The following is a 26,829-nucleotide window of genomic DNA, read 5'->3' as shown; positions in this document are numbered from 1 at the left end:
GAATGGCAAAGAAGTCCAAGATTGCCCGCAACGAGCAGCGCAAGGTGATTGTTGAGCGTTACGCTGCCAAGCGCCTCGAACTGAAGAAGACCCTGGTCGACGCAAACGCCACCGACGAAGCCCGCGAAGCTGCACGCCTCGGCCTGCAGAAGCTCCCGCGCAACGCTTCCCCGGTCCGTCTCCGCAACCGTGACCAGATTGACGGACGCCCCCGCGGTACCCTCCAGAAGTTCGGTATCTCGCGTGTACGTTTCCGCAACATGGCCCACGCAGGCGAACTGCCGGGTATCAAGAAGTCCAGCTGGTAAGCACTGCCTACCGGTTGAAAAAAGGACGGCCCTCCAAAGGGGCCGTCCTTTTTTGCTTTAACCACGATTTGCGGCCTGGCTGGCCTGCCCTGCCCTGCCCGTCGGTCTGCCGTGCCCGCCTGCCTGCCCGCCGGTCCGTCTGCCTGCCGGTCCGCCGTGTCGACGTGGAAGCCCCACCCTGCGGCCTCCTGCGCAGGTGATGTGATGCTCCCTGTGGGACGGCTCCTGTACAGCTGATGCTCCCTGGAGGCCGGCCAGGCAGCAGTTGCTGTACACAACCGGGCCGTCGCGCCGTCCTTCCGCACCGCACGGTCCGGGCACTGGTGCCGTTGCCCTCCCACACTGCCTGGCCTAGGCCCTGTCGTTTTGAGCCGTCGCACGTCGGAAGTGGATGCTCCCGGGCACAGGCCATTCGAGGGCACCGAAAGCCCTGCGCGTCAGAGGGCACCGGGCAGGGATTCCCACCCGCGGATGCCGCTGTTACTGATGTGGTCACTTTCACCATCCCCGTACCACCGCGCAGGATTTCGGAACCAAATTTTTGCTGTCCCATCCGATTGGATGGCCGGCCCGGCGTTGATAGTACAGATACCGGGGTTATGGGCGCCGGATACGCCCGTTATCTGTACACCGGATGCGGCTGAGCTCCGGATAGGCCCGTTATCTGTACACCGGGCAGGGCTGGGCGCCGGATAGGCCCGTTATCTGTACACCGGGCACGGCTGGGCGCCGGATAGGCCCGTTATCTGTACACCGGATGCGGATGGGTGCCGGATACTGCGGCGGAGAACCAAGACCCTCGGCCGGGGACCTAGACCGGCGGGGTGCGGCAGAGGGCCAGCGGTTGATTGCCCCGGCGGATGCAATGAACCCGCGCCACAAGCCCGCAGATACACTTCTGCCCCGGATTTAGCGGGTACTGGGCCCCGCACCCGCGCCGAAGGCCAACCCGTATCACGAGATCAGCTTCCAGACGAGTTGAGTGGAAAATGAGGGCAAAAATCCACTTTTCGGCCCAAAAATCCGGAAAAATCCGCTAAATGCAGGGGATTTTGCCGGAGTTGGGGGTCCAAGCTGGTAAGTTTTCGAACAGCGGCGGTTTCGCATCCGCGTTCCGCTCGAATTACCCACAGTCCAGGAGGACATAAATTGGCTATGAACCGCAGTGAACTTGTTGCCGCAGTTGCAGAAAAGTCCGGCAACAGCCAGACGGCAGTCAACGGCGTGCTGGATGCCGTCTTCGACATCTTCGTAAGCTCCGTCTCCAAGGGCGAGAAGATCACCATCCCGGGTTGGCTTGCAGTTGAGCGCACCGACCGCGCCGCACGTACGGGCCGCAACCCGCAGACCGGCGAAACCATTCAGATCCCGGCAGGCCACAGCGTCAAGCTGACCGCCGGCTCCAAGCTGAAGGCTGCTGTTTCCACCAAGAAGTAGTATTGCGCCGCGGCAACCCGCCGCAGCACACAGAGGGCCGGCATCATGGCGATGCCGGCCCTCTGCGCATTCTGCGCCCCTGGGACACCGGAGAACCGTCCGGACGCGGGACCCCGCTCCCGTCCCGGCATGGTGAGGGCCGCAGCAAAGATTGGCCCTATTTTTACAGCGGGTAGAGAATAGGTATTGTGCCAAAATCCGTCAAAACCCAGACCGAACGCCCCGCCGGCAGTTCCCTGCCTCCGCAGCACGGCAGCGGGGACGTCCCGAGCCCAGCAGGGGAGAGCGGTAACGCGGTTCCTTACGTGCGCAGAGGCTGGCTTGCCGCCGCCGGCGCGCTGGTTTTTGTTGCCCTCGCAGCGGCCCTGCTTTTCACCGGAGCAGCAGGGGCCTCCCAACTGGGGGATCCAGGCGTCCTCACCCGCTGGGGCCTCCCGGTGGCGAAGGCCATCCAGAACGTTTCCATGGCAGCAGTGATCGGGTCCCTCGTCTTCGCCGTGGCGATCCTGCCCAAAAACATCAACTTCCGGCGGACCCGCAAATCAACGTCCGGCCGGCCGGCGCCAGCAGAACCGGAACACCCGGCATTTACCCGTGCGCTGGCCCTGACCTCCGCGGCCGCCATCGCCTGGACCCTCTCCGCGCTGGCGGTCATGGTCTTCACCTATTCGGATGTTTCCGGCCTGCCGCTCAGCACCGACTCGACTTACACAGCGGGCCTGGCATCCTTCCTTACGGACTTCGCCACCGGACGGGCCTGGCTGGCCGTGAGTATCATCGCAGCCGTTGTCGCTGCGCTGACCTTCGGCGTGCGCTCCCTGGGCATGCTGGCCTTCACCCTGGTCCTGGCGGCCGGTGCCCTGCTGCCCATGGCCTTGACAGGCCACTCGGCCGGTGGTGACGACCACGCGGCAGCTGTGAACTCCATCGGGCTGCACCTGCTGGGCGTGTGCCTGTGGATCGGCGGGATCATCGTCCTGGCCGTTGTTTCCCGGCAGCTCGGCTCGATCACCGGAGTAGTCCTTGCCCGGTTCTCCGCCCTCGCCGGATTCGCGTTCGCGCTGGTGTTCCTCTCCGGCGTCGTCAACGCTTCCCTGCGCATCAACTCACTGGACCAGCTCGCTACCCCGTGGGGCGGCCTGGTGCTCACCAAGGCAGGCCTGACGCTGCTCCTGGGCGTCCTGGGACTCCTGCACCGCCGCTGGGTAATCCCGCGCCTGGAAGGCTCCCATCCGGCCCGTACGCCGGGTGCGGAGGGTGCACCTGCCCAGCGGAACGGGATGCCTGCCCAGCGGGTGCTGTGGCAGCTCATCGCCGTGGAACTGGCCATCATGGGTGCAGTGTCCGGTGTGGCCACGGCTCTGGGGCGCACCGCACCGCCGCGGACGGAAGAGCTTCCCCAGGATGCGTCCCCTGCACGTATCCTCACCGGTTATGACCTTCCGCCGGAGCTGACCCCCGAACGCTACCTCACCGAATGGCGGCCGGATTGGCTTTGGGTGGCTGTCATCCTGACCCTCGCCACCACCTACCTGATCGGCACCGTGAAGGTCCGCCGCCGGGGCGACAAGTGGCCGGTGCTCCGCGCGGTCTGCTGGCTGGTGGGCCTGCTCGCCCTGGGCTACATCACCTGCGGGGCACCGCAGATCTACGGCATGGTCCTGTTCAGCACACACATGCTGGGGCATATGGCCCTGACCATGGTGGTCCCGCTGTTCCTGGTACTCGGCGCACCGGTCACCCTGGCGCTCAAGGCCCTGACACCGCGGACCGACGGCACACGCGGAGTCCGGGAGTGGATCCTCATCGGAGTACATTCCCGCTTCTCGAAAATCGTCACCAACCCGGTCTTTGCGGCCGTCAACTTCGCCGGCTCGATCGTGGTCTTCTACTATTCGGACCTCTTCGGCCTCGCACTGCGCGAGCACGTCGGCCATGAACTGATGGTGGTGCACTTCCTGCTCACCGGCTACATCTTCATCCTGACCATGATCGGCATCGACCCGGTCCCGGGCCGGGCCCCGTACCCGCTGCGGCTGGTGATCCTGCTGGCGACCATGGCCTTCCACGCCTTCTTCGGTGTGGCCGTGATGGGCGGCACGGCGTTGATCCAGGCGTCCTACTTCGGCAACATGGGCCGCGAATGGGGTCTGTCCGCCCTTGCGGACCAGCAACTGGGTGGGTCCCTGATGTGGGGAATCGGTGAAATTCCGACCCTCTTCGTGGCCATTGGCGTGGCTTATCAGTGGTCCAAGAGCGACGCACGGGAAACCCGCCGGTCGGACCGGGCGGCCGAGCGGAATAACGACGCCGATCTGACCGCTTACAACAACATGTTTGCAAACCTGGCGCAGCGCGATGCCGGGACCCCGGATCAAGGAGATCGTTAATGACTGAAACCGTGCGCGCCGGATACCGGGTGCGGGCCTCCGAACTGGAGGGCCGGAACTGGCTGAACACCGGCGGCCGGCAGCTGAACCTGGAGGATCTGCGCGGCAAGATCGTGCTGCTGGATTTCTGGACCTTCTGCTGCATCAACTGCCTGCACGTCCTGGACGAGCTCCGGCCGCTGGAGGAAAAGTACTCCGACGTTATGGTCACGGTGGGGGTCCATTCCCCCAAGTTCGAGCATGAAGCGGATCCGGTGGCCCTCGCCGCCGCCGTGGAACGCTACGAGATCCACCACCCCGTGCTGGATGACCCGGAGCTGCTCACCTGGCAGGCCTACACCGCCCGTGCCTGGCCCACCCTGGTGGTCCTGGACCCCGAGGGGTACATCGTGGCCCACCTGTCCGGTGAAGGGCACGCAGCAGGCCTGGAATCGCTTGTGGCGGAGCTGGTGGAGGAACACGAAGCCAAGGGCACGCTGCACCGCGGCGACGGCCCCTACGTCCCGGCCGAACCCACCGCCGGTGACCTGCGCTTCCCGGGCAAGGTGACAGCCCTGCCGGGCGGTACCTTCCTGGTGGCCGACACCGGGCACCACCGCCTCGTGGAACTTGAATCCGACCTGGCCGGCGTCCGCCGGACCATTGGCGACGGCGTCAAGGGCTGGCGCGACGGCGACGCCGGCACGGCACGCTTCAACGAACCCCAGGGTGTGGCCCTGCTGCCCGCCGACGTGGCGGAAAAGGCTGGGTACGACGTCGTTGTGGCGGACACGGTCAACCACCGCCTCCGGTCGGTGAATCTGGCCACCGGTGCAGTGCGGACCCTCGCAGGCAACGGGGTCCAGCGGCTGCTGGACGCCGGGAACCAGACCAAGGCGGGTGCGGCTTCGGCCGGATCAGGTGAGACCGCGGACGACAGCGCCCCCTCCGATTCCTCCGATCTGCGCGGCGCCGACCCGCTGACCGTTTCCCTGTCCTCTCCGTGGGACCTGGTCTGGTCCTCGAAGCTGCAGCAGGTGGTCATCGCCATGGCCGGCACGCACCAGATCTTCAGTTTCGACCCGGTGAACGGTGCCGTGGCTGTCCTGGCCGGAACGGGCCTGGAAGGGCTGCTCGACGGACCTGCCGGTGACGCCTGGTTCGCCCAGTCCTCCGGGCTGGCAGAAGACAACGACGGCAACCTCTGGGTTGCGGATTCCGAGACTTCCGCGCTGCGCCGCCTGAACCTGGACGCGCTGGAGACCGACGGCGTCCTGGTGGACACCGCCGTCGGCACCGGACTGTTCGACTTCGGCTTCCGCGACGGGGACGCCTCGGAGGCCCGGCTGCAGCACCCGCTGGGCACCGCCGTGCTGCCGGACGGGTCCGTGGCCATCGCGGACACCTACAACGGCGCCGTGCGCCGGTACGACCCGGTGACGGGTACCGTCTCCACGCTGGCCCGCGGGCTTGCCGAGCCTTCGGACGTGCTGGTGGACACCAGCGCCGCGGAGCCGCTCCTGATTGTGGTTGAGTCCAACCGGCACCAGCTGGTCCGCCTGCCGATCCCCAAGGAAGCCCAGTCCGTGGACGAGGGCGCCCGGCAGACGCAGCGGCCCAAGACTGCAATGTCTGCGGGACCGTTGTCCCTGACCGTGCGGTTCGCTGCACCCAAGGGGCAAAAGCTCGACGACCGGTGGGGAGATCCCACCCAGCTGAAGATCTCCGCCTCGCCGGAGAACCTGCTGGTTTCCGGTGGCGGCACGGCCACGGGGCTGACCCGTGAACTCGTGCTGTCCGACACGGTGACGGACGGGGTCCTGCATATCACCGCCCGCGCGGCGGCCTGCGACGGAGAGCCGGGCGGCGAGATCCCGGACCACGCGGCCTGCCACATGTACCAGCAGGACTGGGGCATTCCAGTAGTGCTGCAGGCCGGCGGCGAGTCGGAGCTGGTCCTGGACCTGCGCGGGCTGGACTAAGCAGCACCCAGCCGGGTTAGGGGAAACCGGCTGACCTTAAACGAAACGCCGGCGGCGGCACGGAATTTTCCCCGTGCCGCCGCCGGCGTTTTGGCTGGCTACTGGACCTGCGGACTCAACGTGACGTTTTCGCCGTCCACCCGCAGGGAAGCGGTGAAGGTGAAGGCCTCCTCCGCCACCAGGGGGCTCTTGCCGCCGGTGAAGAGATCAACCTGCGTGGCGGTGACCTGTGCAGTGCCGGTCAGGGGGCTGAGCACCCAACGGCCCTCCACCTGTGTCAGCTCCACGTCGGGGTAGTCCTGGATGCTCCAGCGGATCGGCTGTTCCACGCGGTTATTGGTCTCGTGGAAGAACGGGCAGCCGGGAGGTGCCAGCCGGTCGGCGGCCGTGCAGCCGTCAAGGAACTCGCGGATGCCGGCGTCGATCTTGGTGACCAGCTCCTTTGTCGCCTCCGGCACCAGGGTGAGCTGCGGATCGCCGTCGGCGGTTACCAGGGTCTCCTGCTCCGGAGCCGCCAGATACTGGCTCTCATAGGAGGCAGCCACCCGTGAGAGGGGGAAGGCGGCAAAGGTATTGGCTCCCTCGGGAAGGGTCACCCGGACCCCGTTGAGGGTCGCTTCGCGGAGCGACGGGGCGGTGACCTGCACCGTGGGCAGCGCGGCGGGCTCGAAGTCCCACGTGTCGAAGAAAAGCCAGCGTTTCCCGGTGTTCTCGAGCACGAAGCTTGTGGTGCCCTCGGCCGACCCGTAGGCGTACTTCAGGGGCACCTCTACGCGGTCTCCGCCGATGTCCTCGGCGTCACCGACCTCGAGTACCTCGAGTCCCTGAACCGAGGCGCGGAGCGCGTCGTCGTCGAGCAGCGCCGCATTGGCTTCGGGGACCTTGGCGTTCAGCAGGCCAAGCGCCTCTTCGCCTTCGCCGTCGGCCAGTTTCTGGAGATAGCTCTCGACATGTTTTTGGGGGCCGTACACCTTCGCATTCACGAAATAGGTCACGACGACGGCGGCCGCGATAGTGAGCATGAGGGCAAGCAGCCAAACGGCTACTGCCTTGATTACCGGTGATGTTCCCTGCACCGCTCTTACGTTACCTGCCCGGACCGACGTTGGCCGGATCGGTTACCCGGTCCGGCCAACGTGTCAGTTCCCTCCAGGGGTGCCCCCCTCCGGCCGACGGCTAGGAAGCAGCCGCCGGGACCGCTTCGTGGGCGGCAGCGATCTCCTCGGCGCGGGCGGCGTTGGCTTCCTCGGTCAGCTCCGCACCGGCAGCGGCGTCCCGGGTAAGGTTCTCCCCGGTTTCCGGGTCGAAGAGGTGCACCTTGCGGGTGTCCAGCCACAGTTCGGCGTCACGCCCGCCGCGGATCCGGCTGGCGGCGTCGAGCGTCACCACCACCTGCGGGCGCAGTTCGTCGGCGTCCATGTCCCGGGCCAGGTTGTCCAACAGCTCACGCACCTCGGGGGTGGGATCGAAATGGATGTACCCGTACTGCTCGTTGCCCAGCCACTCCGTGTGCGTGATCGGCGCCGTGAACGTGGAGCCGTGCTGGAGCTTGCTTTCCTCCACCAGGGAAGCATCCTCGAAGAACTCGGGACGGATGCCCACCAGGACAACCTTCTTGCCGGCAGCCTTCGCCGCCTTCTCCTCTGGAACGCGGATGTCCCCGACGGCGGTCTTCAGCACGCCGTTTTCCAGCGTGGCGGGCAGGAAGTTCATGGACGGAGAACCGATGAAGCCGGCCACGAACAGGTTGATGGGCTGCTCGTAGAGCTCACGCGGGGACGCGACCTGCTGCAGGATCCCCTTCTTCAGCACCGCCACCCGGTCGCCCAGGGTCATGGCCTCGGTCTGGTCGTGGGTGACGTAGACGCTGGTGGTGCCCAGGCGGCGCTGCATCTGCGCAATCTCCGAACGCATCTGTCCGCGCAGCTTCGCGTCCAGGTTGGACAGCGGCTCATCGAAGAGGAAGGCATCGGCCTGCCGGACGATGGCGCGGCCCATGGCCACCCGCTGCCGCTGGCCGCCCGAGAGGTTGGCCGGTTTGCGTTCCAGGTGGTCCGTGAGTTCCAGGGTGGCCGCTGCGTCAGTCACGAGCTTGCGGACCTGCTCATCGTTGTACTTGCCCTTGTTCAGGCGCAGCGGGAAGGCGATGTTCTCGTACACAGTCAGGTGCGGGTACAGCGCATAGTTCTGGAACACCATCGCCAGGTTGCGGTCACGTGGTGCTTTGTCGTTGACGCGCTCTCCGTTGATCAACAGGTCACCGGAGGTGATGTCCTCCAGGCCCACGATCATGCGCAGCAACGTTGACTTACCGCAGCCCGAGGGGCCCACCAGGATGATGAACTCACCGTCGGCAATGTCCAGGCTGACATCGTTGACGGCCGGAAAACCGTCGCCGTATTTCTTGACGAGGTGGTTAAGGGTAATAGATGCCATGGTTCGGGATCCTTTTCTTTCGTCCGGGTGCCGAAGGGACTAGCCCTTGACGGCGCCCTGGGTTAGGCCGGAAACGATTTGGCGCTGGAACGCCAGCACCAGGACGACTACGGGAATGGTGACGATGATCGCGGCAGCGGAGATGGCTCCGGTGGGTTCCTCGAACTGCGATGCGCCGGTGAAGAACGCCAGTGCCGCCGGAACCGGCCGCGCTGCCTCGGTGGAGGTGAGCGAGATGCCGTACACGAAGTCATTCCAGGCGATGAAGAACGCGATGATCGCGGTGGTGAAAACGCCAGGTGCCGCGAGCGGAACAATGGCCTTGCGGAACGCCTGCCACGTTGTGGCACCGTCCACCTGTGCTGCCTGCTCCAGTTCCCACGGGATCTGCCGGAAGAACGCCGCCAGCGTCCAGATGGAGATCGGCAGCGTCAGGGACAGGTAGGGGATGATCAGGCCGGGCCAGGTGTCGTAGAGGCCGATGTTGCGCCACAGGTTGAACAGCGGGGTCACGATCGAGATCACCGGGAAGATCGAGACACCCAGCGCCGTCGTGAGCACGAGCTTCTTGCCCGGGAAGTCCAGGCGGGCAATCGCGTAGGCGCACAGGGTGGCCAGGACGACGGCGATGAAGGTGGCGATCAGGCAGATGCCGATGGAATTACGCAGGCTGCTCAGGAACAGCCCCTGGGCGTCGCCGACCAGGATCTGCTCGTAGTTGCTCCAGGACCAGTTGGTCGGGAGGAAGGTCCCCGACGTCAGGTCGCTGGGCAGCTTGAACGAGGTCGCCAGGATCGACGCCACTGGGAACAGCGCGTACAGGACAACCACGATCGAAATAATGGTCCAGATTGTCCGCCGTTTGGCAGGTGAGGACTTCACTTATTTACCCCCTCGTGCGCCGGAAAGGTCCACTTTGAACAGTTTGATGGCGATGAAACAGATGATGATGACGCAGATGAACAGCAGGACCGACACGGCGGAGCCCATGCCTATCTCCAGGCGGGTAATCGAGGTCCGGTAGGCCAGCAGCGACAGCACCTCGGTGCCGTACGCGCCGTTGGTCATGATGTACACGTTGTCGAAGATGCGGAAGGCGTCCAGGGCCCGGAACAGGACGGCGACCATGATGGCTGCCTTCATGTTCGGGATGATCACCTTGGACATCCGCTGCCACCAGGTGGCGCCGTCAACCTCGGCCGCCTCGGTCAGTTCACCGGGCACCTGGGCCAGGCCGGCGAGCAGCAGCAGGGAAATGAACGGGGTGGTCTTCCAGATTTCCGAGGCCATGATGACGGACAGCGCGGTCCAGGTGTCGGCGAACCAGTTCAGGTCCGAATCGATGCCCGGCACCCAGGCGAACCAGCTGTTGATGTACCCGGAGTTGATATCGAAGGCGTAGAACCAGGCGAAGGCCGAAACCACCGTGATGATGCCGTATGGCACGAGGATCGCGGTGCGCAGCCAGCCGCGGACGGCCTTCAGCGCACTGTTCATCACCAGGGCCAGGGCAAAGCCCAGAATCAGCTCAATCACGACCGTGATGATCGTAATCAGCACGGTGACCCCCAGGTCCCGCCAGAACAGGCCGTCCGAGAGGATAGTGGCGTAATTGCCCAGGCCCACGAACTCCCGGTCCGCCGGGGCAGTCAGGCGGTACTTGAACAATGATTCCCAAAGTGCCAGCAGGATCGGATAGGCCGTAACCGCCAGCATGATGATGAAGGCGGGGCCGGCGAGCCAGAATCCCAGCCGCCGCTCCGCTTTGGCGCGGTCGCTGAGGGGCTGCCTGGTCGCAGCCGGCTTGGCCGGGGCGTCCCGGACCGCTTCGACGGAAGTGCTCACAGCAGTTTCTCCCCTCTAAGGACCTCGACAATGAATTTCTGGCTCTCGGCCGGGGTGGTGTCCGGATTGACCTCGCTCGGCGGTGTCCAGGTCTGCTGGATACCAGTGGAGATCTCGTTGTAGTACGGTGTCTGCGGCCGCGGTACGGCCAGCTCCAGCGAGTCCCGGATGGTCGGGGCCATCGGGAAGGTTTCGGCAATGCCCGGGGCTTCGTAGGCCTCTTCATTCGACGGCGGGTTGCCGTTGGTGGTGAAGTACTGGGCCTGGTTCTCGGGCGAGACAATGCATTCGATGGCCTCGAACGCCAGGTCCGGATGCTGGCTGTTGGAGCCCACGCCGAGGTTGATGCCGCCCAGCGGGGGAGCGGTGTCCTCGCCCTCGTTCATGGCCGGGTAAAGCGCCCAGCCGATGTCGTCGATGAGGGAGGCAGGCAGGGCGCCTTCCTCCACTGACGCGTTGGTGGCCGGCCAGACGAAGGGGTAATTGACCATAAACGAACCCTGGTCACCCTGGAACTGGATCATGGACGTGTTTTCCGTCTGTGTCGGAAGGCCCGGACCGCCCAGGCCCTCCTTGCCGATAGTGGAGACCACGTCGGCCGCCTGCTTTCCGGCCTTCGAGTCCAGGCCCAGCTTGAGTTCGTCCGCCGGTGCGTCCGGGTTCTCCACGATCTCGCCGCCGGCCGATGCCACCAGGGCATTGACCCACACGGTCATGGACTCTGCGCGTGCGCCCTGCACACCGATGTACTTGTCCTGGCTCTGGGCGGCGTCGATCACCTGGTCCCACGTCACGGGTTGGGTCATGTCCAGCCCTGCGGCGGCCGCCACGGACTTGCGGTACCAGAGGATCTGGGTGTTGGCCCAGAACGGAACCGCGACCACTTTGTCCTTCCACTTGGCACCCTCAAGGGCGCCTTCCAGCACGCCCTCGGTGGTCCTGGCGGCGACATCCTCGGGGACGGGGGCCAGATAGCCCGGCTCCGCGTACTCGGGCACGTTGGGCGGGTCCAGGCTCATGATGTCCATGCTTTTGTCCCCGGCCGCCAGGCGGCGGGCCAGCTGCTCGCGCTGGGAGGCGGCATCATTGGGCAGCAGCGACGTTTCGATGGTGTACGCGCCGCCGGAGGCCTCGGTGCATTGCTGGGCCAGCTCTGCCTGCCCGCCGGCATCCGGATTGATGTACCAGGTCAATGTTGGTGCTGCGCCCTCGTCGGTTCCGCAGCCGGTCAGCAGAGTCGCAGCCAAGGCCAGAACAGCGCCGGAAGCTGCCCGTACCCCTTTCCGGGTGCGCCCCACGTATCTTGCGTCCTTTGGCATAGGTACTGTGCCTCCACCTCGTCATAGACGTCCCCGCGGCATTGCAGGGAACGAGCTGCAACCTACTAAGCAGCCTTTTCTTTGACCATAGGCCCAGAACGTAATTTATGCCACATCCGAACGGGGTAGGGCGGGTAAATCCTCAGGTCAGGAGGGCTGCGGCGAGAACCAGCACGGGAAGCGAGGCAACGGTGGTGAGCAGCACGGTGTCCTTGGCGACCAGTACGCCCTCCCGGTAGCGGGCAGCGGCAACGAAGACATTCTGGGCCGTAGGCAGCGCGGCGGTGACGACGACGGCGAAGAGGAGGTGCCCGTCCATCCCCAGGACAAAACGGGCCAGCAGGTAGGCCAGCAGGGGCTGGAGCAGGAGTTTGAATGCAGAGGCGAGGACGACGTCGGCGCGCCTGCCGCCGTCGGCCTCCAGCGGCCGCGAACCCACCAGGGAGAGGCCGAAGGCCAACAGCATGGCCGGAACCGCCGCCCCGCCGATGAGGGAGACCGGTTCGTGGATGATCTCGGGCAGCTGCGTTCCGGTGGCGGCCAGCAGCAGGCCGATCAGGGACCCGACGATGATCGGGTTCCGCACCACCTGGCCGGCGAAAACCCGGACGGATGTGCGCCGCCCGCTGGTGGCCGAATCCATGAACATGAGGAACAACGGGGTGAAGAAGGCAAGCTGGAAGATCAGCACCGGCGCAATATAGGCGGCATCCCCGAGGACATACACACAGATGGGCAGCCCGAGGTTGGCAGCGTTCACCAGGGAGGAGGACATCGCCGAGATAAGGAGCTCCGGCAGCGGCCGGCGCAGCCACCAGCGGGTGACCAGCACATACAGGAGGGCGGTGGCCAGGGCGCTGGCGGCAGCCACCAGCAGCGGGAGTGAGAAGACCGTGTGCAGGTCCGCGTCGCTGAGGGTAATGAGCAGCAGCGCGGGGGAAGCCACGAAGAACGCCAGCCGGCTCAGGACGGTCTGGGCGTTTTCCCCCAGCACCCCGAGCCTGCCGATGGCATAGCCGGTAAGGATGATGATCCAGACAACGGCGAATCCGGTGAGTACCCCCAGCACCGGATGCGGCTATCTGGCTTCGGCGGGTACGTCCGGCGTGGTGCCCATGACCTGGGTGTTGTCCAGGGCCAGCGGGGGACGCTCGGTGCCCTCGGTCACGGCCTCGGCGGGATCCGTTCCCAGTTCGAGGATGCGGTTGGCGGAATCTACGTGGACGACCGTGGGCACAAAGGAGCGGGCCTCATCGGTCGTCATGTCTGCGTAGGTAATGAGGATGACGGTGTCACCCACGTGCACCAGATGTGCAGCAGCCCCGTTGATGCCCAGCACGCCGGAGCCGCGCTCGCCGGCGATGGTGTACGTCTCCAGGCGGGCGCCGTTGTCGACGTCGACAATCGAGACGAGCTCGCCGGGCAGGATGTCGGCGGCCTCGAGAAGGTCAAGGTCGACTGTCACCGACCCCACGTAGTGCAGGTCGGCATGGGTCACCGTTGCGCGGTGGATTTTGGACTTAAACATTTTCCGGTTCATCGCGGACAAGTCTACGCCGATTGCACAGGAACACGAGCCGGGGGTTGACACCGGCAGTCCAGAGTGGAGGGGGCCCCAGGGGAGCGGGCGACGGGAATCGAACCCGCGTATCAAGCTTGGGAAGCTAGCGCTCTACCATTGAGCTACGCCCGCAGTGTCCGGAAGGGATCCGGCACAGTTTCTAACTTTACATGCAACCCACTGGTTGCCTAATTCCCGCTTGCCTCGCCGGCGTCCTTTCCGTCCGCTGCCTCGCCGCCGGATGCCTCGCCGCCGGTGCGTGCACGGTCCACCAGTTCGCGCCACCTGCCCTTGACCTGGCGTTCCGGGATGGTGACGGCCGCGGGGCCCACGGAAATCTCGTACGTGAAGCGGTCCGGTTCGCTGTCCGGGACTTCCGGGGGGTCGTTGAGCAGCGGAAGCCACCGCTCCTGTGCCTCTTCGGAGCTGACCTGCGTGCTCCAGGTGCGCTGCATGCCGGCAAAGCCGCCGCTGCGCACTACAACCAGTTTCATACCAAGACGTTAACCTCTTTCCATGCGGCCTGCACAGCAGTACTTTCTTCGGTTCCGGCCCCGTACCGTTTTTCCGCCGCCGTAAGCGTGGCACCGGCGAAGACCGCGAAGGTCGCGTCCGCAGGGAAATTACGCTCGGTGATTGTGTCGTACCAGACCTGCCCCGCACGTTCCCACGCATACCCGCCCAGAGCCGCAGCCACCAGGTAAAAGGCGCGGTTGGGGATCCCCGAGTTGATATGGACACCACCGTTGTCCGCCGCGGTGTCCACGAAGTCCTCCATGGACCCCGGCTGGGGGTCTTTGCCCAGCACATCGTCGTCGTAGGCAGTGCCCGGAGCCTTCAGCGACCGCAGCGCATGCCCCTGCACCAGTGGAGTAAACAGGCCTTCGCCCACCAGCCAACTGGCCTCCTCGGCCCTCTGGCCCAACAGTTTCTGTTCCACGAGCACACCGAAGACGTCCGCAACCGATTCGTTGAGGGCTCCGGCCTGGCCGCGGTAGTCCAGCTGGGCAGTGTATTGGATGAGGCCGTGGGTCAGCTCGTGGCCGATCACCGTCAGCGACTTGCTGAAGCGTTCAAAGACTTCGCCGTCGCCGTCGCCGAGCACCATCCGGGAACCGTCCCAGAAGGCGTTGTCGTAGTCCCGCCCGTAGTGGACTGTGGCCTCGAGCGACCGCCCTGCGCCGTCAAGCGAGGACCGGCCGTAGGCATCGCCGAAGAGACGGTAGGTGGCGCCGAGTCCGTCGTAGGTCTCGTCCACGGCGGGATCGCCCGTTGCCGGCCCGCCCTCGGACCGCACCACGATACCCGGCAGGTCCTCCATGCCGAGGGCGTCGGAAACGGAACGGCGCAGCGACGGCGTGAGAGCCGTACCGGAACTTCGGGACGGGACTGGATGCGGTACCGAACGGGCCGCTTCCACGCCCTCGATCCCGGTCAGGGCCCGGCGGGCGGCCTTCGCCGCCGTCGCCCTGGCGGGATCATCGGCGGCAGCCAGGCGGTCCAGCAGATACGGCGGAACGATGGAACAGATCGACGAAGCCATCCTCGAGTTGGTCACGGTACAGCCCTCCCTCTGTTGTGAGGTTCCCAAGCGTAGGCTCCGCCACCGACACTGCAAGGGCCGGGGCTGCAAAAACGGCATCAAATGGCCATAACGCAACCTAAGCGGCCGTTTCCGGCCCTCCCCGCGCCGGTTTAGTGCTCCGCGTCCGTGCGTTCCGTCCGGACGGGCTCTTCCGTCTGATCTTCCGGCTGACCGGTGGTCTGTTCAGAAGCTGCGACCAGCGAGGCAACGACGTCGGGGCCGATTTCCAGCCCTACTTCGTGGCCGGGGTTCACGGACATGCCGTATCCCGCCGCAATGCTGCGGATGGTTGCCTCGCCGCTTGCCTTGACGATCACGGGCGCGGCCTCGCGCAGCTGCTGGGGGATGTGGTCCGGGGAGGTGAACGTGGCAGCCACGGAGTAGTCGGCATCGGGTGCCTTCAGCACCACGGCCTGGAAGGACGACGGATCATCGTTCTTCGCGAGCCGCCCCACGCTGAGCAGCTCCGAGGTCCAGATCACTGACATGACCTCGCGGTTGCTGAGCCGTCCCTCGCGGCCGGCGGTGATGGCTTCTTCCAGCGCCGCGCCGGGCGCCTCAACATCGTCATGGGCCAGCGGCATTGTCGGGATCTCGGGGGTGTTGTCCGGTTCCATGGGGGACTCTCCTTGGGAGGATTGGTGCCAAAACTCCAAGTCTGGCATATCCAGCGGCTACCGTGGTGGGCATGAGTCCGAACGAGAACACCCGCAGCCTCGAAGCAGGCATTGAACGGGATTTCAGCGACAAGATGAGCTACGGCTCCTACCTTGCCCTCGATGAGCTGCTGTCCGCGCAGCATCCCGTGAGCCGTCCGGAGCACCATGACGAGATGCTCTTCATCATCCAGCACCAGACCTCGGAACTGTGGCTGAAGCTCGTCCTGCACGAGCTGCTTGCCGTGCGTGCCCGGCTGGCGGCTGATGATCTGCGGTCGGCCATGAAAGGCATCGCCCGGATCAAGCACATCCAGCGCTCGCTGACGGAGCAATGGTCGGTGCTGGCCACGCTGACCCCGTCCGAATACTCCGAGTTCCGTGACGACCTGGGCGCCTCCAGCGGCTTCCAGTCCTACCAGTACCGTGCCGTGGAGTTCCTGCTGGGCAACAAGAACGAAGCGATGATTGCCGTCTTCGCGGCCGATCCGGAGGCCCAGGACCTGTTGTCCCGGGTGCTCTCCCAAACCAGCATCTACGACGAGTTCATCCGCTACCTGGCCCGCCGCGGCTATGCAGTGGCACCGGAACTGCTGGACCGTGACGTGACGCAGGCCCATGTGTATGACGAGTCGCTGCTGGCGGTCTACAAGTACGTCTACGAGAACCCCGCCTCAAACTGGGACGTGTACGAGGCCTGTGAAGAGCTGGTGGATCTCGAGGACAACTTCCAGTTGTGGCGTTTCCGACATGTGAAGACAGTGGAACGCACCATCGGCATGAAGCGCGGAACCGGCGGTTCCAGCGGAGCCAGCTTCCTGCGCCGCGCCCTGGAACTGACGTTTTTCCCTGAGCTCTATGCGGTGCGGACGGAAATCGGCCGCTAGGTGCATGCGCTATTTTTGAAGAGTGCTGATATCTGACCGTGACATCCGAGCCGAGATTGCCGATAACCGGATTGCCCTGGACCCCTACGACCCCGCAATGGTCCAGCCTTCCAGTGTCGATGTCCGCATCGACCGCTTCTTCCGGCTATTCGACAACCACAAATACGCCCACATTGATCCCTCGCAGGACCAGCCGGAGCTGACGCGCCTGGTGGAGGTGGCTCCGGACGAGCCCTTCATCCTCCATCCCGGCGAGTTTGTCCTGGGCTCCACCTACGAACAGGTCACCCTGCCGGACGATATTGCCGCGCGCCTGGAAGGGAAGTCCTCGCTGGGACGGCTGGGGCTCCTGACGCACTCCACCGCCGGCTTTATTGACCCGGGATTCTCCGGCCACGTCACGCTGGAGCTTTCCAACATGGCGACGCTGCCCATCAAGCTCTGGCCCGGCTCCAAGATCGGCCAGCTCTGCTTCTTCCGGCTGAGCTCTCCGGCGGAGCACGCGTACGGGTCCGGCCGCTACGGCAACCGGTATCAGGGCCAGCGGGGCCCGACGGCGTCGCGCAGCCACCTGAACTTCCACCGCACCGACGTCAGCACTGCCGCGAACGACGAGGACACGGCCGGCGTCAGCGCCTCCTAAGGGATGCCCCTGCGGTAACCGGCAACCCGGGCAAAAACCTCCGGTTTGTACAACTCCCTCCGGTTTGTGCACGTCCCTCCGCTGCGCGGCGGAGGGATTGCCACAAACGGTAGGGATTCCGACAACCCGGAGGGAGTCCGGGCGCAGGTCCGGACTTGCGGCGTGCCCACCCCGCCGGAGCCCCTGCCAGAGGTGCCGTGCCCGCCCGGCCGTAGGGTCTGGCGGAGGCGTGAGGTGCCGTGCCCGCCCGGCCGTAGGGTCTGGCGTAGGCGGCTTTAATATTCCAAGCGAGCTCTGCGAGCGAGGAATTTCGTTGCCGCCGGAGTCAGGCCTGGAGGCCGGAGTCAGGCGTAGGCCTGGAGGCCGGAGCTAGTCCCGCAGGCCGGGCCCGCACACCAGTCCGGCGGACCGGACCTACGCCGGACCTACGCCTTTTCGACGGGTGAAGCGGTCCGTGCAGCGGGGGAGCGGACGGGGAGCAGGACGAGCAGACCCAGCAGCAGCACGGCCACGATGCCGATGATGCCGTAGCGCTGGGCTCCGAAGATGACGATGCAGGCCGAGAACAGTGTGGGGGCCAGGAAGCTGACCGCCCGCCCGGTGGTGGCGTACAGGCCGAACAGCTCGCCTTCCTTGCCCTCCGGTGCGAGCCGGGCCAGGAACGCCCGCGACGCCGACTGGGCCGGGCCCACGAACAGGCACAGCATCAGGCCGAAGATCCAGAACGTGGTGTCCCCGGTCCACTGCAGCCCCAGCAGGTCCTGGTCGCCGGGACCCAGCACGACGACGGCGGTGCCTGCGATGATGAGCCCAATCAGCGAACCGACGATTACCGCCTTGGGGCCGAAGCGGTCGTCGAGGAACCCGCCGATGACGGATCCCACGGCGGCCACCACGTTGCCGAAGATGGCAAACATGATTACCTGGGACAGTTCCCACCCGAAGGTGCCTGCCGCGATGACGCCGCCGAAGGTGAAGACGGCCGCGAGCCCGTCGCGGAAGACGGCACTGGCCAGCAGGAAGTAAATGGTGTGCCGGTCAGTCCTGAAGAGGACCTTGATGCGGTGGAACAGCAGCTTGTAGGACGCAAGGATGCCCAGGCGCGCCACCGCCTCCTGCCGCTGGACTTCGGGAACGGCGAACATCAGCGGCAGGGCAAAGAGCAGGAACCAGACGGCGGAAAACAGTGCCACGGCCCGGAGGTTCAAGCCGTCTTCGGTAGTGACGCCGAACCAGCCGACGTCGGGCTGGACGAACCCCACGAGCACCAGCGCCAGGGCCGCGATGCCGCCCACATATCCCATGGCCCAGCCCAGGCCGCTGATCCTGCCGACGGTGGCGGGCGTGGAGACCTGGCCGAGCATGGCGTTGTAGTTCACACCGGCAAACTCGAAGAACAGGTTTGCCGCGGCGATCAGCGCCACACCCAGGATGAGGTAATCCGGGGAGGGCAGGACGAACCAGCACGCGGCGACCAGGGCGCAGGTCAGCAGGGTGTTGATGGTCAGCCATTTGCGGCGGCGTCCACCTGCGTCCGACCGCTGCCCGGTGACCGGAGCGAGGACGGCGATGGCAACGCCGGCAATGGCCAGTGCGGCGCCGAGCACGGCGGAGTTTGTGTCAGTGTCCCCAAACGACGAGGACGTCAGGTACACGGTGAAGACAAAAGTGGTCATCACCGCGTTGAAGGCAGCCGATCCCCAGTCCCAGGAAGCCCATGCCGCCACCTGCTTCCAACGGGCAGGTGCCGGGGTGCTCCCACTGGGAGCGGCCGGAGACGTTTTTTCTGTGCTGAGACCCATGCCGCTGAGCCTAGCGGGTGCTAGGGCCGGTGCGGGTATCCGGAACCTGAAACGCCGGTGCCGGCCCCCGGGGGAACGCTGCCCAGGGACAAAGGCATGCGTATGCCATGGGTAGTATGTATATACGACCCTGAACGCCCCCTTAGGAATTACAGCGATCACTACAGCCATATAAGTGCTGCAAAATCGATAAGAGAGCCCGGGAGATCATTGTGCTGTTTGTGCTCACCGTCATGTTTGCGGTGGCACTTGTTGCGCCCTTAATGTTCCGGAAGGCCGGACGGTCGGCGTTCTACATACTTGCCGCCTTCCCCGCGGCTGCCTTTGCCTGGCTCATTGCCACTTTCCCCCAGTACACCGGGGCCGGCCAGACCCTGGCCTCCGGCGCCCCGAACGCGCCGCCGTCGGTCACCATCCCCTGGATTCCCGAGCTGCGGGTTGAGCTGGCGTTCCGGATGGACACGCTCTCGGCGCTGCTCTCCATCCTGATCCTCGGCGTCGGCGCCCTGGTCCTGTTCTACTGCGCCAGGTACTTCCGGCCGAAAGATCCCAAGATGGGCAGCTTCGGCGCCCAGCTGCTGGCCTTCGCTGCCGCGATGTTCGGCTTGGTTACGGCAGATGACCTGATCCTGCTGTTCATTTTCTGGGAACTCACCACCGTCCTGTCCTACCTGCTGATCGGATACTCGGCACACCGGCTCTCCGCACGGCGTGCGGCGCTGCAGGCATTGATCGTCACGACCCTCGGCGGCCTGGCGATGCTGGTCGGGATGATCCTGCTCGGCTCCGCCGCAGGGACATACCGGATCTCCGAGATCCTGGCGCAGGCACCGGAACTGGTGGAGGCCGGGGCGCTGGTCAACGTGGCGATTGCCCTGATGCTCGTGGGGGCCGTTTCCAAGTCCGCCCTGGTGCCCTTCCACTTCTGGCTGCCCGCCGCGATGGCCGCCCCCACCCCGGTCAGTGCCTACCTGCATGCCGCCGCCATGGTGAAGGCCGGCATCTACCTCATTGCCCGGCTGGCCCCCGGCTTCTCCGAAACGCTGCTCTGGCATCCCATCGTCCTGGTCCTAGGTCTGGCGACCATGCTGCTGGGCGGTTGGCGCGCCCTACGCCAGTTCGATGTGAAGCTCATCCTGGCCTACGGCACGGTCAGCCAGCTCGGTTTCCTCACACTGGTGGTGGGGCTGGGCAGCCGGGAGGCCGCCGTCGCCGGGATGGGCCTGCTGCTGGCGCACGGCTTCTTCAAAGCCACCCTGTTCCTGGTGGTCGGGATCATCGACCACCAGGCCGGAACCCGGGACATCCGCAAACTCTCGGGCATCTTCCGCGCCGCGCCGAAACTGGCCGTCGTCGCCGTTATCGGTGCAGCGTCCATGGCAGGAGTGCCGCCGCTGCTGGGCTTTGTGGCCAAGGAATCCGTCTATGAGACCTTTGTGCACTACGCCGAGCAGCAGGGCAGCTTCGCCGCCTGGATCCTGCTGGCGGGCGTCGTGACGGGATCCATCCTCACCTTCGCCTACAGTGCCCGCTTCATTTGGGGTGCCTTCGCCACTAAGGGAGGCTGCGCCCCCACCCCGTTCAAGGCCGTGTCCTGGTCCTTCCTCGCGGCCCCGGCGATCCTGGCGGCCGCCACTGTCCTGTTCGGCCTCTGGCCGGGCCCGCTGGATGCAGCGATCGTCTCCTATGCGGACCTCTTCCCGGCGGAGGGCAAACCCACGCACCTGGCACTGTGGCACGGGCTGACTCCGGCCCTCGGCCTGACCGTGCTTACCCTCGCCGCCGGTACCACCCTCTTCCTGCTGCGGCGCCGGATGGAGTCCTTCCAGCAGGTCGTCGCCTTCCCGCTCGACGCCGAGCGGTCCTACCGCGGCATCGTCGGCGTGCTCGACGACGTCGCGGTGTGGGTGACGGGCCGGACCCAGCGCGGTTCGCTGATGTTCTACCTGTTCGTCATCCTGACCATGGCGATCATCGCTCCACTGACGGCAGTGATCCTGCGGTCAGCGCCCATGCCGGAGAGCTTCCGCTGGTTCGACAACCCGCTGCAGGCTGTGGCCGGCGCGGCCGTCATCCTGGGTGCGTTGGCCGCGGCCCGCGCCACCAAGCGTTTCCTCGCCGTGCTGATGGTCTCAGTCAGCGGCTACGGCATTGCCCTCATCTTCGCCCTCCAGGGCGCGCCGGACCTGGCCCTGACCCAGATGCTGGTGGAGACGATCGTGCTGGTCGCGTTCGTGCTGGCCCTGCGCTCCCTGCCCGCCCGCCTGTGGAAGCGCGAACCGAAGCGCCACCGCCTCCTGCGGGCGCTGCTGGGCATCGCCTTCGGCGCCAGCATGGTGGTGTTCGCGATGACTGCCATGGCCTCACGCGTCGCTGCCCCGGTGTCCCTCGACTTCCCAAAGCTCGCCTATGAAGGCGGCGGCGGCTCCAACATTGTCAACGTCACCCTGGTGGACATCCGGGCCTGGGACACGTTCGGTGAAATCACGGTGCTGGCCATTGCCGCCACCGGTTTGGCCTCGCTGATCTTCGTCCGCGGACGTGGCGATAAGCGCCGCCGGGCCGAAGGAGTGGCGACGGGATCGGTGGACCGGGGACGCGAGCAATTTGCTCCCACCGGCCGCCGGGAGGCAACCCTGGCGCTGGCCCGCAAATTCTCCAGCGTAGGCCGGGATGCGTGGCTCGTGGCTGGCCGGACGCTGGCGCCCGAGCGCCGCTCCATCATCTTCGAGGTGATTACCCGGCTGCTGTTCCACTCCGTCATCCTGTTCTCCGTCTACCTGCTGATCGCCGGGCACAACGCGCCGGGCGGCGGTTTCGCCGGAGGACTGATGGCAGGTCTCGCGCTGACCATCCGCTATCTGGCCGGCGGCCGCTTTGAACTTGCCGAAGCCAGCCCGGTCAGCGCAGGGACGCTGCTGGGCGGCGGGTTGGGCATGATTGCGCTGTCCGCTGCCGCGCCGCTCTTCTTCGGCGGGCAGATCCTGCAGAGCGCGATCCTCAAGTTCACCTGGCCGGTTTTCGGGGAGGTCAAATTCGTCACCTCCACGATCTTCGACATCGGTGTCTATCTCGTGGTGGTGGGGCTGGTCCTGGACGTCCTGCGCAGCCTTGGCTCCGAGATCGACGAGCGCAGCGAGGACGACGCCGACGATGAGGACGACAACGAAAGCATTGTGGAGGAACCGGAAATCCTGGATATTGCGGTACGGCCCGACGGCGGCTCCGACGCCGATGCCCGCCCCGAGGAAGAGGTGGCACGGTGACTGTGAACATCACTCTCCTGCTGGTGATGGGAGCCCTCTACGCCGCCGGTATCTACCTGCTGCTGGAACGGAGCCTGACCCGGGTGGTGCTTGGCCTGGCCATGCTCACCAACGCCACGAACATCCTGCTGCTGGCCACCGGCGGCCCGGCCGGGCTGGCACCGATCTTCAACAAGGACATTGCGGCGGATGCCTACAACGATCCGCTGCCGCAGGCGTTCATCCTGACCTCGATCGTGATTTCCTTCTCGGTCACCGCCTTTATGCTCGGCGTCATCTACCGGTCCTGGGTCCTGGGCCGGCAGGACGAGGTCCAGGACGACCTTGAGGACCGGCGCGTGGCCAGCCAGAGCAGCTTCGATGCCGAGGATGACGCTGACGTCCCGGAGGACACCACGGAATTCACTCCGCCGGAGGAAGCCGAAGAGGCTCCCGGCTCCCAGCGTGGCAACACACCAAACGACTCCGAGGTGACCCGATGAACACCGCCAGCCTTGCACCGCTGGCGGTGGTGCTTCCGGTTTTCGGTGCCGCCCTCGCCTTCATCCTGATCCGCCACCAGCGTTCCCAGCGGGCGGTCAGCATCAGCATCCTCAGCGTCACCCTGATCCTGGAAGTCATCCTGCTGGGTTCCGTCTGGGAATCCGGCGCGCAGGCAGTGGACCTGGGTGGCTGGCTTCCGCCGTTCGGCATCACCATGGTGGTGGACCAGTTCTCCGCGCTGATGCTGGTGGTCTCCTCGGCGATCAGCCTCTCCGTGCTGATCTACGCCGCCGGCCAGGGTATGACCGACGGTGACGAAGACGGGCCGATTTCGATTTTCCACCCGACCTATCTGATTCTCGTGGCGGGTGTGTCCAATGCCTTCCTCGCCGGAGACCTGTTCAACCTCTATGTGGGCTTCGAGATCCTGCTGACCGCCAGCTATGTCCTGATGACGCTGGGCGGCACCACGCCGCGTATCCGGGCCGGTGTCACCTATGTGGTGGTCAGCGTGGTGTCCTCGCTGCTGTTCCTGATTTCCATCGCCATGATCTACGCTGCCACCGGCACGGTGAACATGGCGGACCTGGCGCTGAAGCTCGGCGAACTGGATCCCGCGACCCAGCTGATGCTGCACCTGATGCTGCTGGTGGCGTTCGGGATCAAGGCCGCCATCTTCCCGCTCTCCTTCTGGCTGCCGGACTCCTATCCCACCGCTCCGGCGCCGGTCACCGCCGTGTTCGCCGGCCTGCTGACCAAGGTGGGTGTCTACGCCATGGTCCGCACCGAGACCCTGCTCTTCCCCGGGGACCGGATCAACACGCTGCTGATGGTGGTGGCCGGGCTGACCATGCTGGTGGGCATCCTGGGTGCCCTGGCCCAGACCGACATCAAACGTATGCTTTCCTTCACCCTGGTCAGCCACATCGGCTACATGGTGTTCGGGCTGGCGATTGCCTCCGTGGTGGGCATCGGTTCCACCGTGTTCTACGTGGTGCACCACATTACGGTGCAGACCTCGCTGTTCATGGTGACGGGCCTGATCGAACGCCGCGGTGGAACCGCCAACATGGACCGGCTCGGCGGGCTGGCCCGGCTGTCGCCGCTGCTGGCGGTGCTGTACTTCATTCCGGCCATCAACCTGGCCGGTATTCCGCCGTTCTCCGGCTTCCTCGGCAAGCTCGGCCTGATGCAGGCCGGCGTCGAGCTGGGCACGCCGCTGGCCTATGTCCTGGTGGGTGCGGGTGCCGCCACCAGCCTGTTGACCCTGCTGGTGATGGCCCGGGTCTGGAACCGTGCGTTCTGGCGGACCCCCGAGGACGCCGTGCACCCGGACCCCATCCTGCTGGCCACGAGCGCCGACGGGTCCAGCCTGCGCAGCTCGGAGAATGTCAGCGAGCACCCCACCGGACGGTTCTCCGGCCGGGATTCAGTGGACCTGCTGCCCCGGACCATGGTCTACCCGACGGCGGGGCTGGTGGCACTCGGCGTTGCCCTGACCGTGGCGGCGGGACCGCTGTTCTCGCTCAGCGACGGCGCGGCCCGGGACCTGCTGGACCGGACCCCCTACATCGAAGCGGTACTTGGCGAAGGGGCGGCCCAATGACCAAGGAAGCACGCATGCGCAACCGGCCACGTGTCCCGCTGCTGCAGGAACTGCCGCTGCTGATCTGGCTGGTCTTCCTCTGGGGTGCCCTGTGGCAGGATTTCAGCGCCGGGAACCTGATCTTCGGGGCAGCGATCGCCTTGATCGTGGCGAACATCTTCTACCTCCCGCCCGTGGAACTCAGCGGCAGGTTCAACCCGCTCTACGCGGCGGTCTTTGCCGGACGCTTTATCTGGAAGCTGGTGCAGGCCAGCTTCCACGTCTTCTGGCTCGCCGTCGTCCGCGGCCCGCGGATCCGCAACGGCGTGATCGGCGTGAAACTGCGCAGCCGCTCCGACTTGCTGACCACGGCCACTGGGCATGCGCTGTCCCTGATTCCCGGATCGCTGATTGTGGAAGTGGACCGCTCCACTTCCACGCTCTACCTGCACGCACTGAATGTCTCGACGCCCGAGCAGGCGGAAAAGGTGCGGGAAGACGTGCTGAATGCCGAAGCATGGCTGATCCGCACGATGGGAACCAAAGAGGAGCTGGCCGCACTGCGGGCTGAAACCGCTGAAACGCGGAAACAGAAGATAGGAGGGTGGGCATGATGAGTGCAGCCGTCATGGTGGTGTCCAGCATGCTGGCCGTGGCGGGCGCCGGTGCCATTTACCGGATTGCCCGCGGCCCCTCGATCCTGGACCGGGTGCTGGCCACGGATGTGCTGCTGGCCATTGTGGGGGCGGCGCTGGCCGTTGACATGATTGTCTACCGCAACCTCGACTACCTCGCCCTGCTGGTGGCCATCTCCCTGATCGGGTTCATCGGCTCCGTGACGGTGGCCCGTTTCGTGACGGACAGGCGGTAGGACATGGATGAGACCGTAATCGACATGATCGTCGCCGTGCTGATGTTCGGCGGTGCGCTGATGTCCCTGGCCGCTGCCATCGGCCTGATCCGCTTTCCGGATCTGCTCAGCCGCATGCACGCGGCGTCCAAACCCCAGGTGCTGGGACTGCTGCTGTTCCTGCTGGCCATGGCGGTGGAGTTCCGCAGCTGGAAACTGCTGCCCATCCTGGCCGTGGCCTGGATCTTTATGCTCCTGACCGCGCCGGTGTCCGCCCACATGGTGGGGCGCGCCGGGTACCGGACCAAGCACCTGCGGCCCGAACTGCTGGTCATCGACGAACTCGACGACGTCGTTGAACGCGCCCAGCGGCTGCTCCGGGAAGCCGAAGAGGAAGCCCTCGAAAATGAGGAAGACGATCCACGCGTGGACGATGATCCGGGGCACGAGCATGCTGTAGAGCTCGACGACGACGAGCTGCTGGCCGGCCGGGGCACGGCGGAGGAACGCAGGTTAAACAGCAACGCCCAGCACCCGGGAAGCAGTCCCGAGGGCTGAGCGTGATGTTCCGCCCGGGGGCGGAGCAGAAGCGGCGGGTTAGACCATTTCCGGGGTCTTCTGGTACCGCTGGATGGCGCGCTGCGTGCCGCGGTTGGTCAGCACACGGATGACCTGGCTGACAGCACCGGAGACCAAGGCGAAGGCCACGGCGGAGCGGAGGCTGTTTTCCAGGCTGCCCTCGGCATCTTTGGGCGGCTCGTTGCCGGTGGCCTTTGTCCAGGCGAAATCCAGCACCTTGGTGGCGACGAGTCCGGCGAGGATGCTGCCTCCGGTTCCGAGCAGTTTGAGGATCAGGTTCATGAGGACTCCTAGCTTCGGGCGTTTTTCCTAACCCTACGGTACCCGTTTACCCGTCGCCGGATCGGGGGTGGCTGTGTAGAGTGGAAGCGCAAACATACGACAGGGGAGCGCCGTCCCGCATCAGGTCCTTCGGACCCGCGGAGACAAGGCGCTGAGAGTGCGGGTAGCCGCAGACCCTCGAACCTGATCCGGTTAGTACCGGCGAAGGGAGTCGAGAGCTCAGGGAAATTCCCCGTTGGCCGGCAGCGGCCTACGGGGGAAGTGCGCCGGTTCGCCGGTGCCGCAGCACCCTCCCCTCCTGAAAACAGGAGGATATTCATGAAAGACCTTTCCGCAGCACCCCGCTCCGCCAGATCCGCAGCCTCCGGGCGCAGCTGGCGTGTGGTGGACATTGTTGTCGCGTCCGTCCTTGCCGTGGCCGTAGGCGTCGTGTTCTGGGCCTGGTCCCTGGGCTACGCCGGGATCAGCGCACTCACCGCGGCCTTTCCGCCGCTTGCCGGTCTCTATACCGGCGGCTGGCTGATCGCCGGGGTGCTGGGCGGGCTCATCATCCGCAAACCGGGTGCCGCCGTCTACTGCGAAATGCTGGCCGCGGCGGTGTCGGGTGTGCTGGGCACCCAGTTCGGCCTGTCCGTGCTGCTTTCCGGCTTCCTGCAGGGCCTGGGTGCCGAGCTGGTGTTCCTGCTGTTCCTGTACCGCCGCTTCACCCTTCCCGTGGCCCTGCTCGCGGGGCTGGGGTCGGGCCTGTTCCTGGGCTTGAGCGAAAACGTCCTCTACAACGTGGAGTGGGCCGCGCAGTGGCAGCTGCTGTATGTCCTGCTCACTGCTGTTTCGGGCGCGGTGCTTGCCGGCGGCCTGTCGTGGCTGGCCGTCCGTGCCCTGGCCCGGACGGGCGCGCTCGCTCCGTTTGCGTCCGGACGGACGGGGCAGGCGTAGCGGTGCGGTTCGGCTTCA

At 65.7% G+C, this 26,829-nt stretch carries 25 protein-coding genes, 1 tRNA gene and 1 riboswitch; of the genes, 13 read left to right on the top strand and 13 right to left on the bottom strand.

The window, feature by feature from the left end:
• Positions 1–2 precede the first annotated feature (2 nt).
• The 4 genes from rpsN to QNO10_RS12610 all read left to right on the top strand — a co-directional run bounded on the left by rpsN (position 3) and on the right by QNO10_RS12610 (position 6,096).
• Entirely contained in the window at positions 3–308 is a 306-nt protein-coding gene (rpsN, locus tag QNO10_RS12625) for a 30S ribosomal protein S14 (RefSeq protein WP_227919276.1), read from the top strand.
• 1,149 nt (positions 309–1,457) lie between these two features.
• A complete protein-coding gene (locus QNO10_RS12620; protein ID WP_269437792.1) occupies positions 1,458–1,745 on the top strand; it encodes an HU family DNA-binding protein in 288 nt (95 codons plus the stop codon).
• A 188-nt stretch (positions 1,746–1,933) separates the two neighbouring features.
• Positions 1,934–4,135, top strand: coding sequence for a bifunctional copper resistance protein CopD/cytochrome c oxidase assembly protein (locus tag QNO10_RS12615; protein ID WP_442860223.1), 2,202 nt, complete (start codon positions 1,934–1,936; stop codon positions 4,133–4,135).
• A complete protein-coding gene (locus tag QNO10_RS12610) occupies positions 4,135–6,096 on the top strand; it encodes an NHL domain-containing thioredoxin family protein (RefSeq protein WP_229946778.1) in 1,962 nt (653 codons plus the stop codon). Before QNO10_RS12615 ends, QNO10_RS12610 begins: the two co-directional genes overlap by 1 nt.
• Before the next feature lie 98 nt (positions 6,097–6,194).
• Here QNO10_RS12610 and QNO10_RS12605 read toward each other — a convergent pair whose 3' ends face one another.
• The 11 genes from QNO10_RS12605 to QNO10_RS12555 all read right to left on the bottom strand — a co-directional run bounded on the left by QNO10_RS12605 (position 6,195) and on the right by QNO10_RS12555 (position 15,459).
• Positions 6,195–7,172, bottom strand: a complete 978-nt coding sequence (locus QNO10_RS12605; RefSeq protein ID WP_229946780.1) for a zinc ribbon domain-containing protein — start codon at positions 7,170–7,172, stop codon at positions 6,195–6,197.
• Between the two features lie 100 nt (positions 7,173–7,272).
• Positions 7,273–8,532: an ABC transporter ATP-binding protein gene (locus QNO10_RS12600; RefSeq protein WP_229946781.1), complete on the bottom strand. Its 1,260-nt coding sequence runs from the start codon at positions 8,530–8,532 to the stop codon at positions 7,273–7,275.
• 39 nt (positions 8,533–8,571) lie between these two features.
• Positions 8,572–9,414: a carbohydrate ABC transporter permease gene (locus tag QNO10_RS12595; protein ID WP_229946782.1), complete on the bottom strand. Its 843-nt coding sequence runs from the start codon at positions 9,412–9,414 to the stop codon at positions 8,572–8,574.
• On the bottom strand, positions 9,415–10,377 hold the full coding sequence (locus tag QNO10_RS12590) for a carbohydrate ABC transporter permease (protein WP_229946783.1): 963 nt from the start codon (positions 10,375–10,377) through the stop codon (positions 9,415–9,417). It abuts the gene before it with no gap.
• Entirely contained in the window at positions 10,374–11,696 is a 1,323-nt protein-coding gene (locus QNO10_RS12585; protein ID WP_229946784.1) for an extracellular solute-binding protein, read from the bottom strand. The genes QNO10_RS12590 and QNO10_RS12585 overlap by 4 nt, the downstream gene beginning before the upstream one ends.
• Positions 11,697–11,838: 142 nt before the next feature.
• The gene (locus tag QNO10_RS12580) at positions 11,839–12,765 is read right to left on the bottom strand and encodes an AEC family transporter (protein WP_229946785.1); all 927 of its coding nucleotides are present in this window, start codon (positions 12,763–12,765) and stop codon (positions 11,839–11,841) included.
• A gap of 9 nt (positions 12,766–12,774) precedes the next feature.
• Positions 12,775–13,236: an aspartate 1-decarboxylase gene (gene panD, locus QNO10_RS12575; RefSeq protein WP_229946787.1), complete on the bottom strand. Its 462-nt coding sequence runs from the start codon at positions 13,234–13,236 to the stop codon at positions 12,775–12,777.
• Positions 13,237–13,318: 82 nt separating this feature from the next.
• Positions 13,319–13,389, bottom strand: a tRNA-Gly gene (locus QNO10_RS12570).
• A 56-nt stretch (positions 13,390–13,445) separates the two neighbouring features.
• On the bottom strand, positions 13,446–13,751 hold the full coding sequence (locus QNO10_RS12565) for a protealysin inhibitor emfourin (protein WP_229946789.1): 306 nt from the start codon (positions 13,749–13,751) through the stop codon (positions 13,446–13,448).
• Complete coding sequence (locus tag QNO10_RS12560; RefSeq protein ID WP_229946889.1) at positions 13,748–14,800, bottom strand: M4 family metallopeptidase; 1,053 nt, start codon at positions 14,798–14,800, stop codon at positions 13,748–13,750. The genes QNO10_RS12565 and QNO10_RS12560 overlap by 4 nt, the downstream gene beginning before the upstream one ends.
• A gap of 152 nt (positions 14,801–14,952) precedes the next feature.
• Entirely contained in the window at positions 14,953–15,459 is a 507-nt protein-coding gene (locus QNO10_RS12555) for an SseB family protein (protein ID WP_229946791.1), read from the bottom strand.
• A gap of 71 nt (positions 15,460–15,530) precedes the next feature.
• Here QNO10_RS12555 and kynA point away from each other — a divergent pair, with 71 nt between their 5' ends.
• Both kynA and dcd read left to right on the top strand, forming a co-directional pair.
• On the top strand, positions 15,531–16,385 hold the full coding sequence (kynA, locus tag QNO10_RS12550) for a tryptophan 2,3-dioxygenase (protein WP_229946793.1): 855 nt from the start codon (positions 15,531–15,533) through the stop codon (positions 16,383–16,385).
• Between the two features lie 22 nt (positions 16,386–16,407).
• Entirely contained in the window at positions 16,408–17,028 is a 621-nt protein-coding gene (dcd, locus tag QNO10_RS12545) for a dCTP deaminase (protein ID WP_229946796.1), read from the top strand.
• A 425-nt stretch (positions 17,029–17,453) separates the two neighbouring features.
• Here the strand turns inward: dcd and QNO10_RS12540 are convergent, their stop codons facing one another.
• On the bottom strand, positions 17,454–18,830 hold the full coding sequence (locus tag QNO10_RS12540) for an MFS transporter (protein ID WP_229946798.1): 1,377 nt from the start codon (positions 18,828–18,830) through the stop codon (positions 17,454–17,456).
• A gap of 212 nt (positions 18,831–19,042) precedes the next feature.
• On the opposite strand from QNO10_RS12540, the gene QNO10_RS12535 reads away from it, so the two are divergent.
• From QNO10_RS12535 to mnhG, 6 genes are read left to right on the top strand one after another with little or no spacing between them, the layout of a single operon-like run.
• Entirely contained in the window at positions 19,043–22,096 is a 3,054-nt protein-coding gene (locus QNO10_RS12535; RefSeq protein WP_229946799.1) for a Na+/H+ antiporter subunit A, read from the top strand.
• A complete protein-coding gene (locus tag QNO10_RS12530) occupies positions 22,093–22,578 on the top strand; it encodes a Na(+)/H(+) antiporter subunit C (RefSeq protein ID WP_229946801.1) in 486 nt (161 codons plus the stop codon). The genes QNO10_RS12535 and QNO10_RS12530 overlap by 4 nt, the downstream gene beginning before the upstream one ends.
• Positions 22,575–24,185, top strand: a complete 1,611-nt coding sequence (locus QNO10_RS12525; protein WP_229946803.1) for a Na+/H+ antiporter subunit D — start codon at positions 22,575–22,577, stop codon at positions 24,183–24,185. The genes QNO10_RS12530 and QNO10_RS12525 overlap by 4 nt, the downstream gene beginning before the upstream one ends.
• Positions 24,182–24,778, top strand: a complete 597-nt coding sequence (locus tag QNO10_RS12520) for a Na+/H+ antiporter subunit E (RefSeq protein WP_229946805.1) — start codon at positions 24,182–24,184, stop codon at positions 24,776–24,778. The genes QNO10_RS12525 and QNO10_RS12520 overlap by 4 nt, the downstream gene beginning before the upstream one ends.
• Complete coding sequence (locus QNO10_RS12515) at positions 24,778–25,035, top strand: MrpF/PhaF family protein (protein WP_442860226.1); 258 nt, start codon at positions 24,778–24,780, stop codon at positions 25,033–25,035. The genes QNO10_RS12520 and QNO10_RS12515 overlap by 1 nt, the downstream gene beginning before the upstream one ends.
• Before the next feature lie 3 nt (positions 25,036–25,038).
• Positions 25,039–25,572, top strand: coding sequence for a monovalent cation/H(+) antiporter subunit G (gene mnhG, locus QNO10_RS14630; protein WP_442860224.1), 534 nt, complete (start codon positions 25,039–25,041; stop codon positions 25,570–25,572).
• Positions 25,573–25,611: 39 nt separating this feature from the next.
• On the opposite strand, the gene QNO10_RS12505 is transcribed toward mnhG, so the two are convergent.
• Positions 25,612–25,875, bottom strand: coding sequence for a DUF4235 domain-containing protein (locus QNO10_RS12505; RefSeq protein ID WP_229946813.1), 264 nt, complete (start codon positions 25,873–25,875; stop codon positions 25,612–25,614).
• Positions 25,876–25,966: 91 nt separating this feature from the next.
• Positions 25,967–26,102, top strand: a riboswitch (TPP riboswitch).
• Positions 26,103–26,193: 91 nt separating this feature from the next.
• On the opposite strand from QNO10_RS12505, the gene QNO10_RS12500 reads away from it, so the two are divergent.
• Positions 26,194–26,811 carry an ECF transporter S component gene (locus QNO10_RS12500; protein ID WP_229946815.1) on the top strand — a complete coding sequence of 206 codons (618 nt, stop codon included), beginning with the start codon at positions 26,194–26,196 and terminating at the stop codon, positions 26,809–26,811.
• Positions 26,812–26,829 lie beyond the last annotated feature (18 nt).

The sequence above is a fragment of the Arthrobacter sp. zg-Y919 genome (genome assembly GCF_030142045.1).
In the GTDB taxonomy this organism is placed as follows: Bacteria; Actinomycetota; Actinomycetes; order Actinomycetales; family Micrococcaceae; genus Arthrobacter_B.
The sequence above is the reverse complement of the archived record's forward strand: the minus strand, read 5'-3'. Positions and strand labels throughout refer to the sequence as shown.

Coding starts and splice junctions, on each gene's coding strand:
- rpsN (WP_227919276.1), top strand. CDS start 3: ATGGCAAAGAAGTCCAAGATTGCCCGCAACGAGCAGCGCAAGGTGATT.
- QNO10_RS12610 (WP_229946778.1), top strand. CDS start 4,135: ATGACTGAAACCGTGCGCGCCGGATACCGGGTGCGGGCCTCCGAACTG.
- QNO10_RS12600 (WP_229946781.1), bottom strand. CDS start 8,532: ATGGCATCTATTACCCTTAACCACCTCGTCAAGAAATACGGCGACGGT.
- QNO10_RS12585 (WP_229946784.1), bottom strand. CDS start 11,696: ATGCCAAAGGACGCAAGATACGTGGGGCGCACCCGGAAAGGGGTACGG.
- panD (WP_229946787.1), bottom strand. CDS start 13,236: ATGAACCGGAAAATGTTTAAGTCCAAAATCCACCGCGCAACGGTGACC.
- QNO10_RS12565 (WP_229946789.1), bottom strand. CDS start 13,751: ATGAAACTGGTTGTAGTGCGCAGCGGCGGCTTTGCCGGCATGCAGCGC.
- QNO10_RS12560 (WP_229946889.1), bottom strand. CDS start 14,800: ATGGCTTCGTCGATCTGTTCCATCGTTCCGCCGTATCTGCTGGACCGC.
- QNO10_RS12555 (WP_229946791.1), bottom strand. CDS start 15,459: ATGGAACCGGACAACACCCCCGAGATCCCGACAATGCCGCTGGCCCAT.
- kynA (WP_229946793.1), top strand. CDS start 15,531: ATGAGTCCGAACGAGAACACCCGCAGCCTCGAAGCAGGCATTGAACGG.
- QNO10_RS12540 (WP_229946798.1), bottom strand. CDS start 18,830: ATGGGTCTCAGCACAGAAAAAACGTCTCCGGCCGCTCCCAGTGGGAGC.
- QNO10_RS12525 (WP_229946803.1), top strand. CDS start 22,575: ATGAACACCGCCAGCCTTGCACCGCTGGCGGTGGTGCTTCCGGTTTTC.
- QNO10_RS12520 (WP_229946805.1), top strand. CDS start 24,182: ATGACCAAGGAAGCACGCATGCGCAACCGGCCACGTGTCCCGCTGCTG.
- QNO10_RS12515 (WP_442860226.1), top strand. CDS start 24,778: ATGAGTGCAGCCGTCATGGTGGTGTCCAGCATGCTGGCCGTGGCGGGC.
- mnhG (WP_442860224.1), top strand. CDS start 25,039: ATGGATGAGACCGTAATCGACATGATCGTCGCCGTGCTGATGTTCGGC.
- QNO10_RS12505 (WP_229946813.1), bottom strand. CDS start 25,875: ATGAACCTGATCCTCAAACTGCTCGGAACCGGAGGCAGCATCCTCGCC.
- QNO10_RS12500 (WP_229946815.1), top strand. CDS start 26,194: ATGAAAGACCTTTCCGCAGCACCCCGCTCCGCCAGATCCGCAGCCTCC.